We start from the raw sequence: 20,631 nt of genomic DNA, 5'->3' as shown, positions 1-20,631 counted from the left end.
TAGTGATATCAACGCGGGCCAAGAGAATAAAACTTCACAAGGTAACAAAAAGTTTAAGAAAATTTTCCCGCTGACCGATAGATCAAAAAGAAGACAATTCCCAATCGCGGGCAGTGAGTTCCGGCTGAGATAGATCAATAGTGAAAGGCTATTACAAGAAAAAGGTTGATTGCGTGGCGTCATCTGGCATGAGGAGATTTTGGGCCCCTCTGCAGGAGGAGGAGTAGGCTTGCATGGCTGACTTTTTTAGGTCTCAAATGGACTATATTTTCTTTTTTTACGGCTTCAGTTTTATTCTCCTGGTGCCCCTCTGTCACTTCCTGAACCGAAGACCCCAACGACGTTTACCGTGGATGTGGCTAGGCCTTTTTGGGGTCACCCACGGACTGAGTGAGTGGCTGGACCTGCTGGCCCTGGGTCTCCCGAACAGGTTCCTCTTGGATATGGCCAGAGTTGGCCTGAAGATTATATCGTATGCATTTTTGATGGAATTTGGGCGGGCCGGCACCCTCACCCTGCGGGGCCGCGCTCCTGGCCGCTGGATCATCGCGGCGTTTCTGGGGGTTGCCGCCCTGGGCGGTATTGCAGGATTTTCCGGCCTCTGTGCGTCCAGTCGCTATGCCGTGGGGCTAACGGGGGGGTTATGGGCGGGCTGGGTCTTCTATCTGGCCTCCCAAAACCCTGGACCAGGAAGGCTGGCATTGTTGGGAACCAGTCTGGGAATGGCTGCTTACGCCCTGACTACCGGCTTGGTGCCTGGTCCTGCACCATTTTTCCCGGCCTCTTGGCTTAACTCAGCCACCTTCCTAAGTGCCACAGGCTTTCCCATCCAGATGGTGCGGGGTTTGCTGACCTTGGGGATCGGCGCCTGCCTCTGTCTCTTTGCCCAGGCTTCTTTGGCCCAGGAAGCTGAGAGCCGCGTCCGGGTCTGGGGGAGAACCCTGATGGCCGGGGCCGCAGTGGCAGTGATCGCTTTGTTGCTAATGGGATGGTTCACCACCCAGTTTTTCAGTGTTGAAGCTACCAAGGAAATAAGGTCTAATCAGGAGAGCTACGCCAAAGTCCTTGTCCGCATGATGGTGGATAAAATGGACGAAGCCGACCATTTAGTGAGCACGATGGCCGCATCCCCTTGGCTCGTTCCCGCCTTTGATAATAGAAACGCTCAAACCCTCGAGTTGGCCAACTCAGTTCTGGATCGCTACAGCAATGCGCTGACGGGGTCGGTCTGCTATCTGATGGACAAAAACGGCCTGACCATCGCCTCCTCCAACCGTCATCAGGCTGATAGCTTTGTGGACAAAAACTTTAAGTTCCGCCCCTATTTTAAGAAGGCCGTCGCAGGAACATTAGGACAATATTGGGCCCTGGGAGTGACTTCCAAAGAGCTGGGGTATTATGCCAGTTACCCCGTGCGAGATAAGGCCGGACGGCTAGTGGGGGTGGCGGTCCTGAAACGTCCCGTTGGGGATATGGAAACATTCTTTCCGGCGCAAAGCCTGGGTGTGGTTTCAGACTCCCATGGGATTGTGGTTATGGCCAATCGGCCTGAAATGGTCCTGAAAAGCCTGTGGCCCCTTTCCCCGAAAATTCGGGAGCATCTGGTGGCTTCCCGCCAGTTCGGGGTAGGTCCGTTTGCCCCGATTTTAGCTCAGGAACCGGTGGATGGGGGGAAATATCCGTTGGAGGGCAAGGGCCAGTTGGCCCTGCGTTGGCCTTTCCCCTGGGAAGATTGGTCCATATTTATCATGGTGCCCTTGCGTCCCATCATCCTGGGCCGGCTCATGGGCATCGGCGCCACTCTCCTGTTGTGCCTGGGGGTAATCGGGTTCCTGGCCATCATCGGTATGACCATTGATTCAACCGCTCGTATTCAGAGTTCAGAAAAACGCTATCGCATCCTCTATGACAACTTAAGAGATGGCTCCGTCACGGTGAACCTTAAAGGGTCCTTTGTTGAATTCAACCCTGCATTTCAGGAGATGCTAGGTTATCCTGCGGAGGAGATTTACCGCCTGACCTATAAGGATATCACCCCGGCCAAGTGGCATGCGCTGACAGAAAAGATTATTGAAGAACAGGTCTATACCAGAGGCTATTCCGATCTCTATGAAAAGGAGTATCGGCGCCAGGACGGCTCCGTATTCCCGGTAGAATTGCGCACCTACCTTATCCATGAAAGGGGTAAGCCTGCGGGCATGACGGCCATTGTGAGGGATATCACAGCCCGGAACCAAGTGGAACAAGCCCTGCGGGAGAGCGAGCAAAAATACCGGGCCTTGGTGACCACCGTTCCTGCCATGGTGTTTAGAGGATACGCGGATTGGAGCGTGGACTTCTTTGACGATAAGATCGAGGAACTTACCGGCTATCCACTTCAAGAGTTTAATTCCCGGAGAATGAAATGGTCAGAACTGCTGTGGGCCGAGGATATGGAAAAGGCCACGGAGATATTTAAGCATGCCTTAAAGACCGACAAATCCTATATGCGGGAGTACCGCATCCAGGGGAGATTAGGCACCGTTCATTGGATTCGGGAGCGGGGCCAGATAGTGTGCCATGCGGATGGCAAGATTAACTATGTCAGCGGGGTGTTTTCGGACATCACCAACTTACATGAGACCGAAGTGGCGTTGAGAAAGAGCGAAGAGAAATACCGGCTGGTGTTCGAGAATGCTCCCGTGGGCATCGGCCAGTTCGATAAAACGGGAATTGTTACAGATTGTAATGAGAAGCTTGCCAGAATCATTGGGGCGCCCAAGGAGAGAATCATTGGGTTCGGTTTGCCCGGGGGATTGCAGGATGAGAAGTTCCGGGAGGCAGTGATGGCCCCCTTGAAAGGTCAGTGCGGCTTCTATGAAGGAGACTATCTTTCAGTTCTGGGAAACAAGCTGACTCCAGTCCGGGCGATTTTCGAAGGGATATTGTCTCTGGAAGGCGAGTTGGTGGGGGGGGTGGGGATTTTCGAAGACATCACGGTGCGGCGGCGGGCGGAAGAGGAGTTGAATAAGTCTTTCTCGCTTCTCCATGCAACGTTAGAATCTACCGCCGACGGCATTCTGGTGGTGGACCTGGATGGCAGGATCGTGAGTTTTAACCGCAAATTTTTGGACTTATGGCATATCCCGGAAGCCATCGTGGCCACCGGAGATGACCAGCAGGTCCTGACCTCTGTGGTTGACCAGTTGAAACTGCCTGAGGCCTTTCTCAGCAAGATAAAGAAACTCTATGAGCACCCGGAGGAAGAGAGCTTTGATGTCCTGGAGTTCCAAGATGGGCGGTTTTTTGAGCGTTATTCAAAACCGCAACGGTTAGGAGAAAAGATAGTGGGCCGGGTGTGGAGCTTCCGAGACATCAGCGAACGCACCCAAGCCGAAACGGACCTTGAACGGTTGCGGCTGCAGCTTGAGATGATTTTGAACTCTGCCGGCGAAGGCGTGTTCGGACTGAATCTCAGCGGTAACGTCACATTTATCAATCCCGCGGCGCTAACCTTAAGTGGATACGAGAAAAATGAACTGTTTGGCCAAAACATTCATAAGCTCTTGCATTACCAGAGACCGGACGGTTCTCCTTACCCGGAGGAGGAATGTCCCATTTACCGCACTCTCATAGACGGAGAGGCCCGGCGGGTCAGTGATGATGTATTTTGGACCAAGGCAGGCAAGCCGTTGCCGGTGGAATTTGTGTGCAGCCCCTTAGGGGCGAACGGCCGGCTGGTGGGGGCCGTGGCGGTGTTCCGAGATATCACGGAGCGCAAGCAATGGGCAGAAGATCTCCAAACGGCCAATACTCAACTGCAACGGTTGGTCTCCGAAACGGAAGAGCGCAACCGCCACATGACCCTACTCCACGAGATGAGCGATGTGCTCCAAGCCTGCCAGACCTCGCAGGAAGCGCATAATACGACGGCTCACTTTGCCTCCAAATTTTTCCCCGGTTATGGGGGCGGACTGTATATGCTCAATAACTCCAAGAACCTTTTCGAGAAAGTGGCCTTCTGGGGAGAATCATTGTCCCTGGAACCGGTGTTTGTCCCGGATGAGTGTTGGGCCTTGCGGCTCGGCCGGGAACACCTGGTGGATGACCCCACTTCCGGATTGCTCTGCCGGCATGCGTCCAACCCCTTACCCGCCGCTTACCTCTGCATGCCCCTGATGGCCCAGGGTGAAGCCATCGGGATCTTGCATTTACAAAGTATTGCACCGGGAAATGGCGATTTGCTGGAAGCGACTGCCTCGTTAGCCTCGACGGTTGCAGAAGGGGTAGCCTTGGCCCTGGCCAATCTAAAGCTTCGGGAGACGTTGCGCAGCCAGGCCATCCGGGATGATCTCACCGCTTTGTTCAATCGCCGCTATATGGAGGAAACGCTCGAACGTGAGCTGCATCGGGTAACCCGGCTGGGACTCCCCCTGAGTCTGGCAATGTTGGATTTAGACCACTTTAAACAATACAACGATACTTTTGGTCATCACGCCGGGGACGAATTATTGAAATCCTTAGGCCGGTTATTCAGGAGCCAGATTCGCGAGGATGACATTGCCTGTCGATATGGCGGAGAGGAGTTCTTAATCATCATGCCCGGGGCATCGATTGAGGTTTCCTTAGAGCGAACCGAGCATTTGCGTCAATGCGTCAAGCGGCTCCACGAGTTGCGCCCGAGCCAGTTTTTGCATCCCATCACCATTTCTATCGGACTGGCCATCTTTCCTGATAACGGCTCCTCAGGCAGCGCTCTGATCCAGGCCGCGGATGCCGCTCTTTACCGAGCCAAGAAAGAAGGCCGTGACCGGGTGGTTGGGACCTAGTGTGGTGGCACACCCAAATATTATTAATGATCCCTTCACAGGCTGGAAACCTGCGCCGCTGACTCTAAAACAGGGTGGCCGGGTCGATATCCAGGGTGAGGCTGAGGGAGCGGGAAGTGGGGGTCCAGACCTGGCGCAGGTGTTGGAGCAGGCGCAGCAGGGGAGGGCGGCCGTAACTTTTGATAAGGATCTGCCAGCGGAACCGGCCCTGAAGGCGGGTTAACCCGGCCGGCGCCGGCCCCAAGATTCGCACCTGGGTGCGTAAGTCATGGTCCTGGGTCCTAAAAATCTCCAGGGCTGCGACCAGGCGCCGGGCTTCCTGGGCCACGAGTGGTTCTTGAGGGCCGCTTATACGCACCAGGGCCAGTCGAGTGAAGGGCGGGTAACCCAGTTGCCGCCGGGACTCCAGTTCCCGTTGGTAAAAACTGTCATAATCGTGGGTTTGCACCGTCTGAAAGACATAGTGCTCCGGCTGGTAGGTCTGGATTAGCACCTTACCTTTGGCAGCGCCCCGGCCGGCCCGGCCGGCCACCTGGGACAGGAGTTGGAAGGTGCGCTCGCCGGCATGATACTCAGGGAAGAAGAGACTGAGATCGGCGGCGATGACCCCCACAAGGGTTACCTGGGGGAAGTGATGGCCCTTGGCGATCATCTGGGTGCCCACCAAAAAATCCAACTCACCCGCGGCAAAGTCCTGCAAAACCGTCAGGGCTCGGCCGCTGTGGGGCGCGGTATCCCGGTCCAGGCGGGCTACCCGGACCCCGGGCAACTTTAGTTTAACCTCCGCTTCCACCTGTTCGGTGCCTACGCCGTAACGCTTGATTGCGGTGGACTGGCATAGGGGGCAGATTGAAGGCACCGCCTCGGCATAACCACAATAATGGCAGACCAGGCGGCCCTGGGCCTGGTGGTGGGTCAGGGCCACGCTGCAATTGCGGCACTGGAAGACGTGGCCGCAAAAGAGACAAAACATGGCCCGGGCATATCCCCGGCGATTGAGGAACAGCAGGGCTTGTTCGCCTCGGCGGAGCACGTCCTCCAGGGCCGTGAGCAGAGGCCGGGAAATGATCTTGAGACTCTTATCCCGCTGGGTTCGCAAGTCCACAAGCTGGATTTCGGGCAGGTCCTGGGGGGTGACCCGGTAGCCGAGATGGAGATAGCGATATTTTCCTGCCCGGGCATAATAACAGGTGGCCACCTGGGGAGTGGCGGAGACCAGGACTACCGCCGCTTCCGCCAGTTTCCCCCGATAGAGAGCCACATCCCGAGCCTGGTAGAGGAGGCCGCCTTCTTGTTTGTAAGAGGGGTCGTGTTCTTCATCCACAACCACCAATCCAAGGCGCGGTAAGGGGGCAAAGACCGCGGAGCGCGCCCCCACCACAATATCCACTTCTCCCACCATGATGCGGCGCCACTGGTCCACCCGGAAGGCCTCGGAAAGGCCGCTGTGGAGCAGGGTGACCCGGGGGCCGAAGCGGCGCTTAAAGGCCTGGGCCACGGGGTGGGTCAGGGCGATCTCGGGCAAAAGGACCAAAACCTGGCGCCCCCGGGCCAGAGCATGGCTGGCTGCATTCAGATAGACCTCGGTTTTGCCGCTGGCGGTGACGCCGTGCAGCAGAAAGGGAACAAACCCGCCTGCGTCAATTCCTTGGACAATGGCCGCCAGGGCCTGCTCCTGTTCAGGAACAAGGGTGAGGTGAGACTCTTCCGGGCTGAAAGGGGTCTCGTTTGGGAGGGTGCGCAGCCTGGTGCGATCTTCCAACAAAATTAAGTTTCGGGCGGCCAGTCTACGCAGGCTGTCGCGACAGGCGGGAAAACGGCGCTTAAGATCGGGCACCGCAGTGGGGCCGGCCTCTCGGAGATGCGCCAGGACGGCCCGGGACTTGGGACCCAGGCGCTTCTCTGAAAATTGGTCGCTCTCGGGTTGATCGATGGGACAGGCCCATAATTCCCGCCGCGCCTTTGTTGCCGGCGCACCTCCGGGAATGATGAAGTTTAAGGCTTCCCCCAGGGGATATTGATAGTAATCCGCCAGCCAGCGGAACAGGGGCACCAACTCCGGACCGAAACGGGGTATGGGGTCAAGCACTGCCTGGATGTCCCGGAGGGTTCCGGGGGGAGGAGAAAGAGTGGGGTTGAGGAGATATCCGGTTACCTGGCGGCGGCCCACCGGCACCCGGACCAGACTGCCCACCTGGGCCGCGGTCGCAAGGGCCTCAGGAAGGCGATATGTCAGGGAGTGGGCTAGGGGCACGGCCACGGCCACCTCCCACAAGGTGGGGGCTTCTGAGGTCGGGATCATTTTCGGACGGGATGTTGGATGCTGCGTTGCATGCTCCAAGGTTTTCTTTAATGTTTTGGCACGAATCTCTATTTGATTTATAATAATTATAATAAATTAACCGGAGCTAAGGGATAAGCGTTTAACTGCTATACTGAAATTAGCAAGTCAGGACATGCTATCAGGGGCTGGGATTCAAGGCAATGATTACAGCAGGCTTAAACCGAAAACAAATATCGTTTGATCTTCTATCTGGTTTATCCTCCAAGAGTATGGGTGGCTTGAAAGCTCCTTTATTTATTTTGATCAAATCAAGTAGCCTAGCCAATTTATGGCGCGCTTGCCAAAAGTTCTTTCCTTTTAGTCCCTTCTCCCCTTGTGGGAGAGGGTGAGGGGTGAGTTAGGAAAAAACTTTTGGCAACGAGTATGAGCGTTGCCCAAAAATGAAAACAGGCCTCGAGGGAGGCCTGCCTTTAAGAAATTTTAATTGAAGCTGACCGCTGATAACTAAAAAGTTATCAGTTGCTTTTAAGCGGGTTTTACGACCTTACCGGAGCGCAAACAACGCGTGCATACCTGGATATAGCGGACCGAACCCTTGCTCAAGGCCCGAACCTTCCGCAGATTGGGCTTCCAGCGGCGCTTGGTGTGGTTGTTGGCATGGCTGACGTTATTACCCACTTCAGGGTGTTTGCCGCAAATGTCACACATATAGGACATGACGCATCCTCCTTAAACTTTTTAAGTTTATAAAAATAACCAGAGGAAGCAAGGAAAAAAGGATGAAATTTTCCAGGGTGGCGAAATTAGGGAGCATGGCACTGGTGTTGATGCTGGCCTGGGGACTGTTGGGAGCGGCGGCCCAGGGGGGCAATCTTAACTCACGGGAAGAAGCAGCTCTGTTCTCCTTGGCCGACCTGGGAACGGTGGATCTCTCACCCAAGACCGTTACGGTGGAGCTCTACGTCTCTCCCGACCCGGGACTGGTTGACTGCCGCCGCATGTTGGCTCAGGTCTGGCAGCAGGTGCAGCAATTCTACGCCGGGATGGGAGTGAACCTGGTGGGAGTGTCCGGCCAGCCAGGGCCTCTGGCTCCGGGCAAACGCCTCCGCATCGAACTGCTGACGGACAAGCAATGGCTGAACCAGAGCTTCCATGCCTTCGAAGTGGCCCCGCCATTTCAGTTGCGCTTTCTCCAGGTATGCCTGGACAAGTGCGCCTTTGCCCACCTGAATTTATCCAGCATTCACATCTCCTTCAAGCGCTTCCGGAAGGCCGAATTTTCCGCCGACCCCAAAGATGCCAGCCTGAACCGGCATTGGCTGGCCAATTTGATGATCCACGAACTGGGCCATCTGTTCGGTCTCTACCACTCTTTTGAATTTACCAACGACCCCGTGTCCGTGGAGACCAAGGCCACCAAGGCCCCGAACTTCATGAGCCATGACATCGCGTTCAAGACCTCTTTAGGATTCGTGGACTTTCAAAAACGTCAGGTGCATAGCTACCTGGGCGGCGGCAAGGTCTTTCAGCAATACCAGCAGATCAACTTTGATCCCTTGCGCTACCTGGAACTGGTGAAGAGCTACAATGGCTATCAGGAGCCGCCTCCAGCCAAGGCCACCAAGGTGGCCCACCGCATAAAAAAATCCGGTAAAATCAAGACTTTTGACGATAATGACGATGAAGAGGACGACTGAAAAGCAGGTGTCAGGTGTCAGGGACCGGGGGTCAGTAAAAGCGGATGAGGAAAGGTAAGACGGGTGACGCGCCTTTCTACGCGGGAGATAACTATGTTGGGGAAAAAAATCCTGGCCAGCGTTTTCGCCGGACTCATCCTGATCAAGCTGGCATTCCTGCTGGCAAGTCCTGAGAAATGGCTGGGGGCGACACAGGCTTTTTTCGGGCATTCCGGCATCGTGATGGCTATTTACCTGGTGCTGTTGGTCATCACCGGCTATCTTATCTTCACCACTCTCGATCTCATCGATGTGGCAGTGGTGATGCTGTTTACTGCCGCTTTGGTGGGTATCAGCCTCATTCCCTATGCGGATTCGCTGCAAAAAATGGGGCAAGAAATCGGCAGCGTTGGCCTTGGAAAGGCCTGGTTGGCCTGGGTCATTTGGGTGGTTATCGCGGTGGCGGTGTTTTCGGGTGTTTGCGAAAAGGGGAAAATAGAGCGGGGGGCGGCCCAAGCTTTGCTTGGGCAACTCAGGTGTTAGTAAAGCCTAAAATCATCTCATCAGTTAAGCAAAGCAAAGCTTTGCACCTCTGAAGGAATTGAGTTATGCCTTGGCCAACGCTAAAATTTACAAAAAATCAGGTCAATAAAGCAGGAAATATTCTTTTAAGTGGAACCAAGGATTCCCAACAATTATTATGGGCAGTTGATGTTTTGGACAACTGGAGGTCGTGCCATGGCTACCCAATCAATACTTTCCAAGCAACCTTGAGGCAAAAACTAAAAGCTATTGACCACAAAGCGATCGTAGCGCAACGACTTAAAAGGTTCTTTTCAATATATCAAAAACTTAGACGTTTCAAGTCAATGCAGTTGGCGCGCATGCAGGATATTGGGGGCATTAGAGCAGTAGTATCTACACTCGATAACGTTCGTGCCTTAGAGGAGAACTATAGGAATACAAGATTCAATCATGAGCTTGTTGCCGAACGAGATTATATTACCAACCCAAAAAGTTCCGGTTATAGAAGCGTTCATCTTGTCTATCGATACAAGAACCCTCTCGAGCCCCAATATGATGGACTTTTTATTGAGCTACAAATTAGATCGCGATTGCAACACGCATGGGCTACTGCGGTTGAGACCATGGGTACATTCTTAGACCATGCTTTAAAATCAAGTGAAGGTCCTCAGATGTGGCTTAATTTCTTCTCCCTAACAGGGTCGGCTTTTGCCCATATTGAAAAAACTCCTCCTGTTCCGGGCTATGAAGATTTGACGAAGGAAGAGACATTTAAGGCTGTTATTGAAAGCGCCCAGTTATTAGATGTGCGCCCAAAGCTGGTAGCCTACAGTGTTGCTGCTGAAAGGGTATATGCCGACAGGAAAAGTGGAAGTTATCACCTTGTCATTCTTAATCCTAAAGAAAAGACCGTTAACATCCGTTCCTATAGCCAGAGTAACTTAGATGAGGCCAGCAAAGAATATAGTCAAGCAGAACAGAGAATAGCTAATGGTGAGGGAATTCAGGCGGTTCTAGTGTCTGCCGGTTCAATCAAAAACTTGCGTCGTGCATATCCGAACTACTTCCTTGATACACGTGAATTTATTCATGGATTGGGTCGCATAGAGAAACTATTGAAGAAGAGCGCTGATAACGGCCTTACGCCTGAGCAATAATAATTATTACTTAGCCTGCCTTTTTGTGTGGTGGGCGGGGCCCCAACCTACATTCTCTTATGGGGGTTGGGGGAGGGATTGGGGGGAGGGGGCAGGGGGCAGGGGCCGTCGGCCCATGGCCCCCTCCCCAAAATCCATCCTCAATGCTTAAAACACCTCTGCCCGGTGAAGACCATGGCTACGGGGGGGAAGGCTTCGTTGCAGGCTTCGATGACTTCGTAGTCCCGGACGGAGCCGCCGGCGTGGGCTACGGCAGTGATGCCTTGGTTGATGCCCACGTCCACCCCGTCCCTAAAGGGGAAGAAGGCGTCGGAGATCATCACCGCGCCGATGAGGCCGGCTTTGGCCTCCCGTGTGGCCAGGTCGATGACCGTCTGGTCCGAGGCGTCCCGTTTGGCCTGGAGGATTTCCATTTCAAGTTGTTTGTAGGGCATGCCGAACTGCTTGAAGCAGAGGGCGTCGGCGTATTTGGTGTAGGCCTTGAAGACCGCGATTTCGGCTACGCCCACCCGGTCCTGTTCGCCGGTGCCGATCCCTACGGTGCACCCGTTTTTGACGAAAATCACCGAGTTGGAGGTAATGCCCTGCTCCACCCACCAGCCGAACAGGAGGTCTTCATACTCTGCTTCGGTGGGCTGGCGCACGCAGCGGTATTCCTGGCCCTTATAGGTAGCTACCGCGGGCTTGAAATCCTCTTTTTTCTGAATGACGTTTAAGGGTGACTGCTGCACGATGATGCCGCCGTCGACCAGGCATTTGAAGTCCACGAAGCGGTTGTGGATCAGGTGTTGGAGGCGCCCGAAGTTGGGGACCTTGATGATCCTGAGGTCCTTGGCTTTCTTCAGAATATCCAGGGTGCCGGCCTCGAAATCGGGGGCGGCCAGTACTTCCAGGTAGTTCTGGGAGACCAGCTCGGCGGTGGCCTTGTCCAGGGGCCGGTTGAAGACTGCGGCGCCCCCGAACGCGGCGATGCGGTCGGCCAGGTTGGCCTTGTCATAGGCCTCGGCCAGGGAATTGGCCCAGGCCGCGCCGCAGGGGTTGTTGTGCTTGAGGATAACCGCGGCGGGTTTCTTTTGGAGCCACTTGATGATGTTTAAGCCGTTATCCAGGTCAGTGAGATTGGTCTTGCCCGGGTGCTTGCCGGCCTGGACCATAGCCGCTTCATCGATGGCGGAGGTCAAGCCGTTGTTGGGGTCGAGGAAGTGACACTCCCCCAAGGCCAGGTGCCCTCCCGCCAGTTCATAGAGCGCGGCTTCCTGGCCGGGGTTCTCCCCGTAGCGCAACCCCATTTCGATGACCTCGCCCTTGGCGTCGGGCAATTTCCAGGTGCGCTTGCGGTAGATGAGCTTTTGGTCGCCAAAGCTGATGGTCATCTCCGGGGGGAAATGGTCCGCCATCACGGTGCGGTACATGGCCTTGATATCGCTCATACACGACTCCTATGTAGATGGTTTTCAGTTTTCACTTTTAAGTTGTCGGCAAAAGCCGCTCAGCAGCCTTATTGTGGCACGAGTTACCCCGCCTTGACAAGCGGCTTTCGGATCCCGGTCCAAATTGACATAACCTTGTACTAATGCTAATATTTCAACAGTATTGGGGCAAGGACGCCACAACAAAAATTAATCTCGTTCACTGAAAACTGAAAACCGAAAACACCTTCTATATGGAGATCAAACCCCTGGACTTGTTGATCGGCTTGATCCTGGGGGGGGGCCTGGGAGTTGGAGGAACCCTCCTGGTTATCCGTATCCGCGGCTGGCTGGGGAAATCCGAGGTCGGCCGCTTGCGGTCGGAAAACCGCGTCCTTACGCGCCGCCTGGCCGAAAAGGACCGGCATATCGGGCGGATGCTGACCGAGACCCAACGCCTGGCGGAGCGGCTGGGGCAGAAGCAGGATGTGGCGCAGATGGATAAGACGGCCGGTTAAAAATTCATTGAATTGTGGGGTTGTAGGGGCGGGTTTAAAACCGCCCCTGCGCAGCCCCAGCAAGCAGTCGCTCATGAGCCAGTGGTTCACCCATATATCATGAAAAGTAGGTAGGGCGGGCGCCCCGACCGCCACTTTACTTTGAACCTTGAACCTTGAACTTTTTAGAACAGGAGGACATCATGGCCAAAAAAGACCTTTCCGTAACCGGCGCTTTGGTGGGCGGTGCAGCCGGCTGGGTGGCCGAAGTGGCGATCATGGAAGTCACCGGGCACCACGTCACCACGGGTCTTTTGGAGTTGGTGGGCGCGGCCGCGGGCATGTGGCGCCTGGACCAGCGCCTGTCCCGGTCGCTCGCGGACACCCTGGAGCGGGCCAAAACCGGCCAGGAGCGCGACTACCAGGAAGTGAAACGCCGTATCGAGGAGTTGACCGAGGACCTGCCGGAGTTGCGGGAGATTCTGGGCAACATGGTGGACGCGGGCATTTCGGCCCAGCAGGCCTAAATGTTTGGCCTGGGTCTGCTGGTGCGCCTGGGCCGTCAGGTGCTGGCCGGGCCGGTGGCGGACGCGGGGATTCTCCCCACCGGGTACTATCGCCACCTGGTCCTGGAGGCGCTTGAAGAGGAAGATTTCCCCGGAGCCCTGCACCACCTGAAGTGGGCCGACAATTCCCTCCTGGCCCAGATAATCGTCCTGCGCCTGCGGCTGCTGGCGGCCCGGCACCGGCGCCAGATGGCGGCCATTCAAGACCTCATGGGTCGGTCAGGTCTTACGGCCGCATACCGGGAGCGCTGCCAGGACTTGCTGGCCCAGGAAACTAAGGCGTTGGAACTGCTCCGGGGTTACGAGGTGCAAGCCTTGATATACCTCGAAAACCCGCGCTCGTTGTAATTCTCCTATCTTTTGGCGTCATATTTATAATATCAATAATGGAATCGGATACTTATTACATGGGGCTGGCCCTGGAGGCGGCTCGGGAGGGCCTGGCCGCGGGAGAGGTGCCCGTGGGCGCGGTGCTGGTAGGGGAGGGGGGCGAGTTTCTGGCCCGGACCTTTAACCGGCCCATCGGTTTATCTGACCCCACCGCGCACGCCGAGATTTTGGCCCTTCGGGCAGGGGCGCGGCTTTTGGGGAATTACCGGTTGCTGGGGTCAAGCCTTTATGTTACCATTGAGCCTTGTATCATGTGCCTGGGAGCGCTGCTGCACGCCCGCGTGCGGCGCCTGGTGTTCGGCGCTTCAGACCCCAAGGGCGGCGCCTGCGTGTCGCTCTACCGCTTGCCCGAAGATACCCGTTTCAACCACCGCCTGGAAGTTACCGGCGACGTCCGGGAGGCGGAGTGCCGGGAGCTGGTACAAGAGTTTTTTAAGGCCCGGCGCTGAAGGGCGGGGTCGGCTGCCAGCCGGTTGCTGGCAGGAAAGCAGCACAATAATACGGAAAACTGAAAACCGACTTTCCAGGAGGGGTACCGAAGAGGCCGTAACGGGGTCGACTCGAAATCGACTTGGGGGCTAATCACCCTCACGTGGGTTCGAATCCCACCCCCTCCGCCATTTTTTGGGGGCGAAAAGGGAAAAAGGCGAAAAGGGTAGGATCATGGGAGGTTTTTTCGCCGTAGCGGTCAGGAGGGCGGGCCCATGGGACTGACCTGTATCAGCAAGAATTGTGAGATATCCCTGGGGGCAGACAATTCCTGCCAGGAAGACCTGGAAAGCCCCTCCCCTTGATTGCATTATCACGGCAGAAGAGTATAATGCCTTGCCGGATGAAGAGAAGAAGAACGAGGTTTTGGTGGCCAAGCCTGAACGGTGAGCAGTAAGCTGTAAGGTGTCCAAGCAGAGCTTGGACCGAAAAGATGCGTCCCCAAGCAGAGCTTGGGAACGAGTAGAAAATGTAGAAAATATACCCACCGGAGAGATGCCCGAGAGGCTGAAGGGGCACGATTGGAAATCGTGTGAGGGCCTAATAAGTCCTCCGAGGGTTCGAATCCCTCTCTCTCCGCCACTTGCATTTGACGACAGCCGGACCTACTTTTTCTATTAAAGTTTACCAGAAAAGGGAGGCAAGGATATGTTCAAAGTCGTTCACTTTGAAATCCCCGCGGATGATGTCGGAAGGGCTCAAAAGTTCTATGGCGAGTTGTTCGGCTGGAAGATCGAGAAATTCACCGGTCCCAGCCCCATGGATTACTGGTCGATCATGACCGGTGACGAGAAACCCGAGATGGGTGGCCTTGGCGGGGGAATGATGCAGCGTCAAGACCCTCAGCAACAGATTACTATTTATATCGATGTGCCGACCGTCGATGAATATGTGGACAAGGTAGCGAGGCTTGGGGGCCAGGTAGTCGTTCCAAAAATGGCCATACCCGGAATGGGATACTTTGCGGTGTGTCTTGATCCGGAAAATAACGGCTTCGGTCTTTGGGAGGATAATCCTCAGGCCAAGTAGCTTTTCCCCTCTCAGCCCTTGGATGCCATTTCCTCTGTAAACCGAAGACCCAAAAACCAAAAGTAGTAAATCCCTTATGGCTTATCAGGTTCTGGCCCGGAAATGGCGCCCCCAAAACTTTGAGGAAGTGGTGGGTCAAGAACCCATCACCCGCACGTTGCAGAACGCCCTGGCCGCGGGTCGGGTGGCTCATGCCTTTCTGTTCAGCGGCCCCCGGGGCGTTGGCAAGACCTCGGTGGCCCGCATCCTGGCCAAGGCGCTCAACTGCGAAGCCGGCCCCACGCCCCACCCCGACAACACCTGCCAGATATGCCGGGAAATCACCAACGGCTCCTTCCTGGACGTGCTGGAAATCGACGGCGCCTCCAACCGGGGCATCGACGAAGTCCGGGATTTGCGGGAGAAGATCAAGTACCTGCCGGCCCAGGGCAAGTACAAGGTCTACATCATCGACGAAGTCCACATGCTCACCAAGGAGGCCTTCAACGCCCTGTTGAAGACCCTTGAAGAGCCCCCGGCCCACGCAGTTTTTGTCCTGGCCACCACCGAGCCCCATAAGGTGCCGGTGACCATCATGTCCCGTTGCCAGCGCTACGATTTCAGGCGGATTCCCACCGGGCTGATCCAGGCCCATCTGGCCAAGTTGGCTGAGCAAGAAGGCTGGCATATTGATCCCGAGGGGCTGGCCCTGGTGGCCCGGGCCGCGGAAGGCGGCTTGAGGGACGCACAGGGTTTTTTGGACCAGGTGGTGACTTTCGGGGGAGACGGCGTCAATGCCTCGGAGATTGCCCGCATCCTGGGAGTGACCGACCGGGGCTCTCTGTTAGGGGCTTTGCAGGCCATTATCAACCGCAATGGACCCGACCTCCTGAATCTGATTGAGGCGCTTTATACTCAGGGGCAGGACTTGGGCAGATTTTATCAGGACCTGATCCTCTATGCCCGGCATCTGCTGGTGGCGGGGCTTCATCCCGAGGCCCGGCACCTGGCCGCGGTGGCCGACACCGAGTGGGACGACCTGACCCGCCTGGCCCGCGCAGTCCCGCCGGTCCACCTGCACAACCTCCTGAGCGTGTTGCTCCAGGGGGAAGAGGAATTGAAACGGTCGCCGCAGCCCCGGCTGGCCCTGGAGGTCCTGCTTCTGAGGGTGATTCATTTGGAGCCGATTATGCCCCTGGCCGAATGGCTGGGGCGGCTTTCGGCCTTGGAACGGCGCCTGGAAACCGGGGCGCCGATTGCGTCAAAGTCTGTTCCCCCGGAGCGCAAGTCCTCGCCGGCCATTCAGAGCACTGCGGAACCGGTCGTCGCTCCGGCTGAACTCCCCGCGGACGCGAGCCCGACGGATCGCTGGCAGGCCTTCCTCCAGCATGTCGAGGAAACCGGAAACGCGCCATTATACGGTAAGCTGGCCGACTGCCGATTCTTGGGGATGAAAGACCATTGCTTGAAGATCGGCTTGAAGCGCACCTGGAATGCCAACGGGGCTAACCACGAAGCTCGCCTGCGGGAGTTGGCCCAGGGCTTTTTCGGCCCCGAGACCACTGTGGAATTTGAAGTGGACGCGCCCAAGACCCCGAAAAAGGCTCCCGCGGCCCCCAAAAAATCCTTGGACATGAAGAAGCTCCAGCAACAGGCCCTGGAAATCTTTGGGGGCGAATGGCTGGGCGCCCCGCCGGAGAAGGAGGAACCCAAGTGAAAGATATGAGCGGTATGATGAAGCAGGCCCAGAAGCTCCAGGCCAAGATGATGGCGATGCAGGAGGAACTGGGCAATCGTACGGTGAGCGCCCAGGCCGGCGGCGGCATGGTGGAAGCCGTGGTCAATGGCCGCCAGGAACTGTTGTCCCTGCGCATCGACCCGGAAGTGGTGGCGCCGGACGACGTGGATATGCTCCAAGACCTGATTCAGGCCGCCATCAACGAAGCCTTGAACCGCTCCCGGGAAATGATGGCCGCGGAGATGAGCAAACTCACCGGCGGCATGCAGATACCGGGATTGTTTTAAAAGCAGTGGCCAGTGGCCAGTAGTCAGTTGCCAGAAAAATAGGGCGGCCTGTGGCCGCCGGTCTGAAAAGTTCAGGGTTCAAAGTTTATGGCGCACACGGTGCGCCCTATAATAAGGAAATTAGATGGCAGGAAACGCCTACCCCGCGGCCTTGCGCCGGGTGATCATGGGTTTGAGTAAATGGCCCGGGATAGGGGAGAAAACCGCCTCCCGCCTGGCCCTGCACTTGCTCAGAGCCTCGGAGGCCGAGGTGCTGGAGTTGGCCAACGCCTTGATGGAGTTGAAGGAAAAGATTCAGCTCTGCCGCCGCTGCTACGCCTTTGCGGACCAGGAGTTCTGCCCCATCTGCGCCAACCCGGCGCGCCACCAGGGCCAGATCATGGTGGTGGCGGAGCCCGGGGACCTCTTGGCCATTGAAAAAGTGGGGTGGTACCAGGGCCTCTATCACGTCCTGGGCGGGCTGATCTCGCCTCTGGAGGGGGTCGGCCCCGACGATATCCGCATCATGGAACTGCTGGACCGGATCATGAAGGAGGAAGTCAAGGAAGTGATCTTGGGCCTCAACCCATCGCTCGAAGGTGAGACCACCACCACGTATCTCGCCCAGGAATTGCGACCGCTGGGGATCAAAGTCACCCGCATCGCCTACGGCCTACCCATGGGCGGCGAGATCAAGTACGCCGACCAGCAGACCTTGAGGGAGTCGTTGAATCATAGGGTGGAGACGTAGGAGAGTGATCAGTGGCCAGTGGTCAGTGATCAGTATGCCTTTGATCGGGTTCGAGCACAAAAATGAGAGTTACGCAACTAAAAGAAAATCCCAAAGGCAGTCAGAAATGGCTACAGGAAATCATTAACACCTATCCTGAGTGCCTCAATAGACTTATTCAGCAGAAAATAACATCTTTATCCGGCCGAGAAATTTGCTGGATATCTCCTCTGAAACTAGACGGATACGCCGAATATCGAGACATCGATTTCCTGAAGCAGATAGGACTTGCAGACCTATCCGAAAAATTGAATTATTTCTGGCCTAAGAATGGCCCTCAATGGGACGCCTTAGGGAAAACATCAGATGGCAAAGCCTATATATTAATCGAGGCAAAAGCTAATGTGCCTGAATTGGTGTCATTCTGCGGCGCCAAGGATAAAGATTCCTTAAAAACCATTTCTACAAGCCTGGCTGAAACCCAGCAGTGGCTAAGTTGCCGGGAATCCCGTATTGACTGGAAATTTGGCTTTTATCAATATGCTAACAGGCTGGCTCACCTTTATTTCCTCAGGGAAAAAGCACATATAGAAGCCTATTTGATCTTTCTATATTTCGTGGAAGACTCGACTCATATCCTCACTTCTCTCGAAGACTGGAAATGCGCTCTGAAACTTCAAAAGAAGTTGATGGGTCTGTCCGCAGGCAATCTAACAGATAAGGTCTTAGATTTATTTATAAATATCAACGAAATTAACAACTCGATCACTGATCACTGATCACTGGCCACTGATTATGTTCGATCGCCGATTAATCCAAAATTTTGACTGGGTGCTCTTGGGGCTGGTGCTGATTATCGTCGGCATGGGCATCGTCAATCTCTATAGCGCCGGGTTTAATCGGCAGGGCGGGGAGACGCCGCTCTACATTAAGCAGCTTTACTGGCTGGGCTTGGGGCTCGGAGTACTGTGCCTGATCCTGCTCGTGGATTACCGGCACCTGGAGAAGCTGAGTTACCCCCTCTATATCATTTGTATTTTATTGCTGGTGGCGGTGATGTTCGGGGGCAAGGTGGTTTACGGCTCCCGGCGCTGGCTGGCTCTTGGTCCCCTTTCCTTTCAGCCCTCGGAGTTGGCCAAGATCGCCATCATCCTGGCGCTGGCCACCTACTTCCACCGGCGGCCGATGCTGGAAGGCATGCGTCTCAAAGATTTGATCATTCCCGGCATCATGGTGATGATCCCGGCGGCGTTGATCATCAAACAGCCCGACCTGGGGTCGGGGCTGCTGGTGGTCCTGGTGGCCGTCAGCATCATCTTATTTGTGGGCGTGAACTGGCGGACCCTCATGGGCTGCGGTCTGACCCTGTTCTTACTGTCCCCGTTGATCTGGCATTTCCTCAAGGATTATCAGCGCCAGCGGGTACTGACCTTTCTCAACCCGGAAAAAGACCCTTTAGGCGCGGGGTACCACATCTTGCAGTCCATGATCGCGGTGGGCTCCGGCCAGTTCTGGGGCAAGGGTTTTTTGGAAGGCACGCAGAGCCAGCTTTATTTTTTACCGGAACAGCACACGGATTTCGTTTTTTCCGTATTCGCTGAAGAGTGGGGCTTTGTGGGCTCCGTGGTCTTGCTGTTGCTCTTCACGGGGCTCGCCCTCTGGGGCTTGAGCGTGGCCCGGGACTGCAAGGAGCGCTTCGGCCACCTGCTGGCCCTGGGGGTGACGGCCCTGATCTTCTGGCAGATTTTTATCAACCTCTGTATGGTCACCGGTTTCTTGCCAGTGGTGGGCATCCCGCTGCCTCTGTTCAGCTATGGGGGCTCCTCTCTGGTCACTACTCTTTTGGGGGTAGGTTTTCTCCTGAATATCCGCATGCGCCGCTACTTATTCGTGGGGTGATTTTTTTTTGCAAAAAGTTTTTGACAGGCAAGGGAAAATAGGCTAAAAAGGCATTCGTGAAAAGTTACACATGGCCTTAACCCCAGGCGACACTCGCTTATTACCGTTAAGTATTTGATTTTAGTAAATAAAATACGAGGTGGCAGCCAGGAATGATTGACATTGATTGGACATTGTACGCGCAGCTTATCAATTTCCTGCTCCTGGTCTTTCTCCTGAACGTGGTTTTGTTCCGTCCCATCCGCGCAATTATCAGGGATCGGCAGGCCAAATTGCTGGCCCAGGAGGCTGAGATTAACCTCCTGTCGGATCAGGGCCGCAGCCTGGAGGATGAGATCAAGGAGAAACTGGCCGAAGCCCGGCGCGCCGGCGCCGGAGCCCGGGAGAACTTGAAGCAGGAAGGGGCCCAGGCTGAAACAACCCTCCTGGAAGAAGTCAAGCGCCAGGTGGAAGTGGAATGGGCTACGGTTGAGAAGAAAATCAAAGCTGACATGGCCAAGGCCCGGATAGCCCTGCAGACGCAGGCCCAGAGCTTTGCCCAGCTGCTGGCCACCAAGATTCTGGGGAGGGAACTCTCATGAATGGCGGACGCAGAACCGGCTGGCGCAGGACTCTGGCAGTTTTCTGGGGCGTAGGGGCAGGCTTGCTTCTGGCTGGAGTAGCCGCGGCCTCGGAAGCGGCTCATGGTGGCGGACACGGAATTTCTCCGGAAAAGATCCAAGACCTCATTTGGCGCACCGTCAATTTCGTGGTGTTTGCTGCCATTCTGATCAAGTTGGTGGCCAAACCGGCGAAAAAATTCTTCGGTCAACGCTCCCAGGACGTGGCGACGAATCTGGAAGAATTGACCGCCCAGCAAGCCGCAGCCGAAGCGGCCGTCAAGCTTGCGGAGACCCGCCTGCACGAAGTCGCCAAAGAGCGGGAAAAGGTTATCCAGCAATTTATCGCTGAAGGTGAAATGGAAAAGGCGAAAATTCTGGATAAGGCTGAATTGGTGGCGGAGCGCATCAAAGAAATGGCGGCCTTCACCATTCGGCAGCAAACCAAAAAAGCCGCTCAAGACCTGAGAGAGGAAATTGTGGGCCTGGCCACCCAGATGGCCACGGATATGATTAAAGAGAAGGCTACCTACGCCGACCAGCAGGGTCTGGTGGAGGAATATTTAAAGAAGGTGGTGGAAACCCATTGA

At 55.7% G+C, this 20,631-nt stretch carries 19 protein-coding genes and 2 tRNA genes; 18 read left to right on the top strand and 3 right to left on the bottom strand.

Going from position 1 to position 20,631, the window contains the following annotated elements; genetic code table 11:
- Positions 1-233: 233 nt before the first annotated feature.
- Complete coding sequence (locus tag WC600_06410) at positions 234-4,808, top strand: PAS domain S-box protein (protein MFA4902362.1); 4,575 nt, start codon at positions 234-236, stop codon at positions 4,806-4,808.
- Positions 4,809-4,872: 64 nt separating this feature from the next.
- On the opposite strand, the gene priA is transcribed toward WC600_06410, so the two are convergent.
- A complete protein-coding gene (gene priA / locus WC600_06405) occupies positions 4,873-7,068 on the bottom strand; it encodes a primosomal protein N' (protein MFA4902361.1) in 2,196 nt (731 codons plus the stop codon).
- Between the two features lie 549 nt (positions 7,069-7,617).
- Positions 7,618-7,809 (bottom strand): 50S ribosomal protein L28, encoded by a 192-nt coding sequence (gene rpmB, locus WC600_06400; protein MFA4902360.1) that lies wholly within the window; start codon positions 7,807-7,809, stop codon positions 7,618-7,620.
- Between the two features lie 62 nt (positions 7,810-7,871).
- On the opposite strand from rpmB, the gene WC600_06395 reads away from it, so the two are divergent.
- From WC600_06395 to WC600_06385, 3 genes are all read left to right on the top strand, one after another.
- A complete protein-coding gene (locus tag WC600_06395; GenBank protein MFA4902359.1) occupies positions 7,872-8,789 on the top strand; it encodes a hypothetical protein in 918 nt (305 codons plus the stop codon).
- Positions 8,790-8,882: 93 nt separating this feature from the next.
- Positions 8,883-9,311: a hypothetical protein gene (locus WC600_06390; protein MFA4902358.1), complete on the top strand. Its 429-nt coding sequence runs from the start codon at positions 8,883-8,885 to the stop codon at positions 9,309-9,311.
- 65 nt (positions 9,312-9,376) lie between these two features.
- Entirely contained in the window at positions 9,377-10,450 is a 1,074-nt protein-coding gene (locus WC600_06385; GenBank protein ID MFA4902357.1) for a RelA/SpoT domain-containing protein, read from the top strand.
- A gap of 140 nt (positions 10,451-10,590) precedes the next feature.
- Here WC600_06385 and WC600_06380 read toward each other — a convergent pair whose 3' ends face one another.
- Complete coding sequence (locus WC600_06380; GenBank protein ID MFA4902356.1) at positions 10,591-11,880, bottom strand: IMP cyclohydrolase; 1,290 nt, start codon at positions 11,878-11,880, stop codon at positions 10,591-10,593.
- A 233-nt stretch (positions 11,881-12,113) separates the two neighbouring features.
- On the opposite strand from WC600_06380, the gene WC600_06375 reads away from it, so the two are divergent.
- From WC600_06375 to WC600_06310, 14 genes are all read left to right on the top strand, one after another.
- Entirely contained in the window at positions 12,114-12,377 is a 264-nt protein-coding gene (locus WC600_06375; GenBank protein MFA4902355.1) for a hypothetical protein, read from the top strand.
- 182 nt (positions 12,378-12,559) lie between these two features.
- Complete coding sequence (locus WC600_06370; protein MFA4902354.1) at positions 12,560-12,883, top strand: hypothetical protein; 324 nt, start codon at positions 12,560-12,562, stop codon at positions 12,881-12,883.
- Positions 12,884-13,270, top strand: a complete 387-nt coding sequence (locus WC600_06365) for a hypothetical protein (protein ID MFA4902353.1) — start codon at positions 12,884-12,886, stop codon at positions 13,268-13,270.
- Positions 13,271-13,308: 38 nt separating this feature from the next.
- On the top strand, positions 13,309-13,761 hold the full coding sequence (tadA, locus tag WC600_06360) for a tRNA adenosine(34) deaminase TadA (protein MFA4902352.1): 453 nt from the start codon (positions 13,309-13,311) through the stop codon (positions 13,759-13,761).
- Positions 13,762-13,838: 77 nt separating this feature from the next.
- A tRNA-Ser gene (locus WC600_06355) sits at positions 13,839-13,932 on the top strand.
- Between the two features lie 358 nt (positions 13,933-14,290).
- A tRNA-Ser gene (locus WC600_06350) sits at positions 14,291-14,383 on the top strand.
- A 66-nt stretch (positions 14,384-14,449) separates the two neighbouring features.
- Positions 14,450-14,830, top strand: a complete 381-nt coding sequence (locus WC600_06345; protein MFA4902351.1) for a VOC family protein — start codon at positions 14,450-14,452, stop codon at positions 14,828-14,830.
- Between the two features lie 76 nt (positions 14,831-14,906).
- Positions 14,907-16,526: a DNA polymerase III subunit gamma/tau gene (gene dnaX, locus WC600_06340; protein MFA4902350.1), complete on the top strand. Its 1,620-nt coding sequence runs from the start codon at positions 14,907-14,909 to the stop codon at positions 16,524-16,526.
- 5 nt (positions 16,527-16,531) lie between these two features.
- Positions 16,532-16,834: a YbaB/EbfC family nucleoid-associated protein gene (locus WC600_06335; protein ID MFA4902349.1), complete on the top strand. Its 303-nt coding sequence runs from the start codon at positions 16,532-16,534 to the stop codon at positions 16,832-16,834.
- Between the two features lie 124 nt (positions 16,835-16,958).
- On the top strand, positions 16,959-17,564 hold the full coding sequence (recR, locus tag WC600_06330) for a recombination mediator RecR (protein MFA4902348.1): 606 nt from the start codon (positions 16,959-16,961) through the stop codon (positions 17,562-17,564).
- 62 nt (positions 17,565-17,626) lie between these two features.
- A complete protein-coding gene (locus WC600_06325; protein MFA4902347.1) occupies positions 17,627-18,322 on the top strand; it encodes a hypothetical protein in 696 nt (231 codons plus the stop codon).
- A gap of 16 nt (positions 18,323-18,338) precedes the next feature.
- Positions 18,339-19,442, top strand: a complete 1,104-nt coding sequence (rodA, locus tag WC600_06320; protein MFA4902346.1) for a rod shape-determining protein RodA — start codon at positions 18,339-18,341, stop codon at positions 19,440-19,442.
- Positions 19,443-19,594: 152 nt separating this feature from the next.
- The gene (locus tag WC600_06315) at positions 19,595-20,023 is read left to right on the top strand and encodes a hypothetical protein (protein MFA4902345.1); all 429 of its coding nucleotides are present in this window, start codon (positions 19,595-19,597) and stop codon (positions 20,021-20,023) included.
- Complete coding sequence (locus WC600_06310) at positions 20,020-20,631, top strand: hypothetical protein (GenBank protein ID MFA4902344.1); 612 nt, start codon at positions 20,020-20,022, stop codon at positions 20,629-20,631. Before WC600_06315 ends, WC600_06310 begins: the two co-directional genes overlap by 4 nt.

This window comes from Desulfobaccales bacterium (assembly GCA_041648175.1).
In the GTDB taxonomy this organism is placed as follows: domain Bacteria; phylum Desulfobacterota; class Desulfobaccia; order Desulfobaccales; family 0-14-0-80-60-11; genus 0-14-0-80-60-11.
The sequence above is the reverse complement of the archived record's forward strand: the minus strand, read 5'-3'. Positions and strand labels throughout refer to the sequence as shown.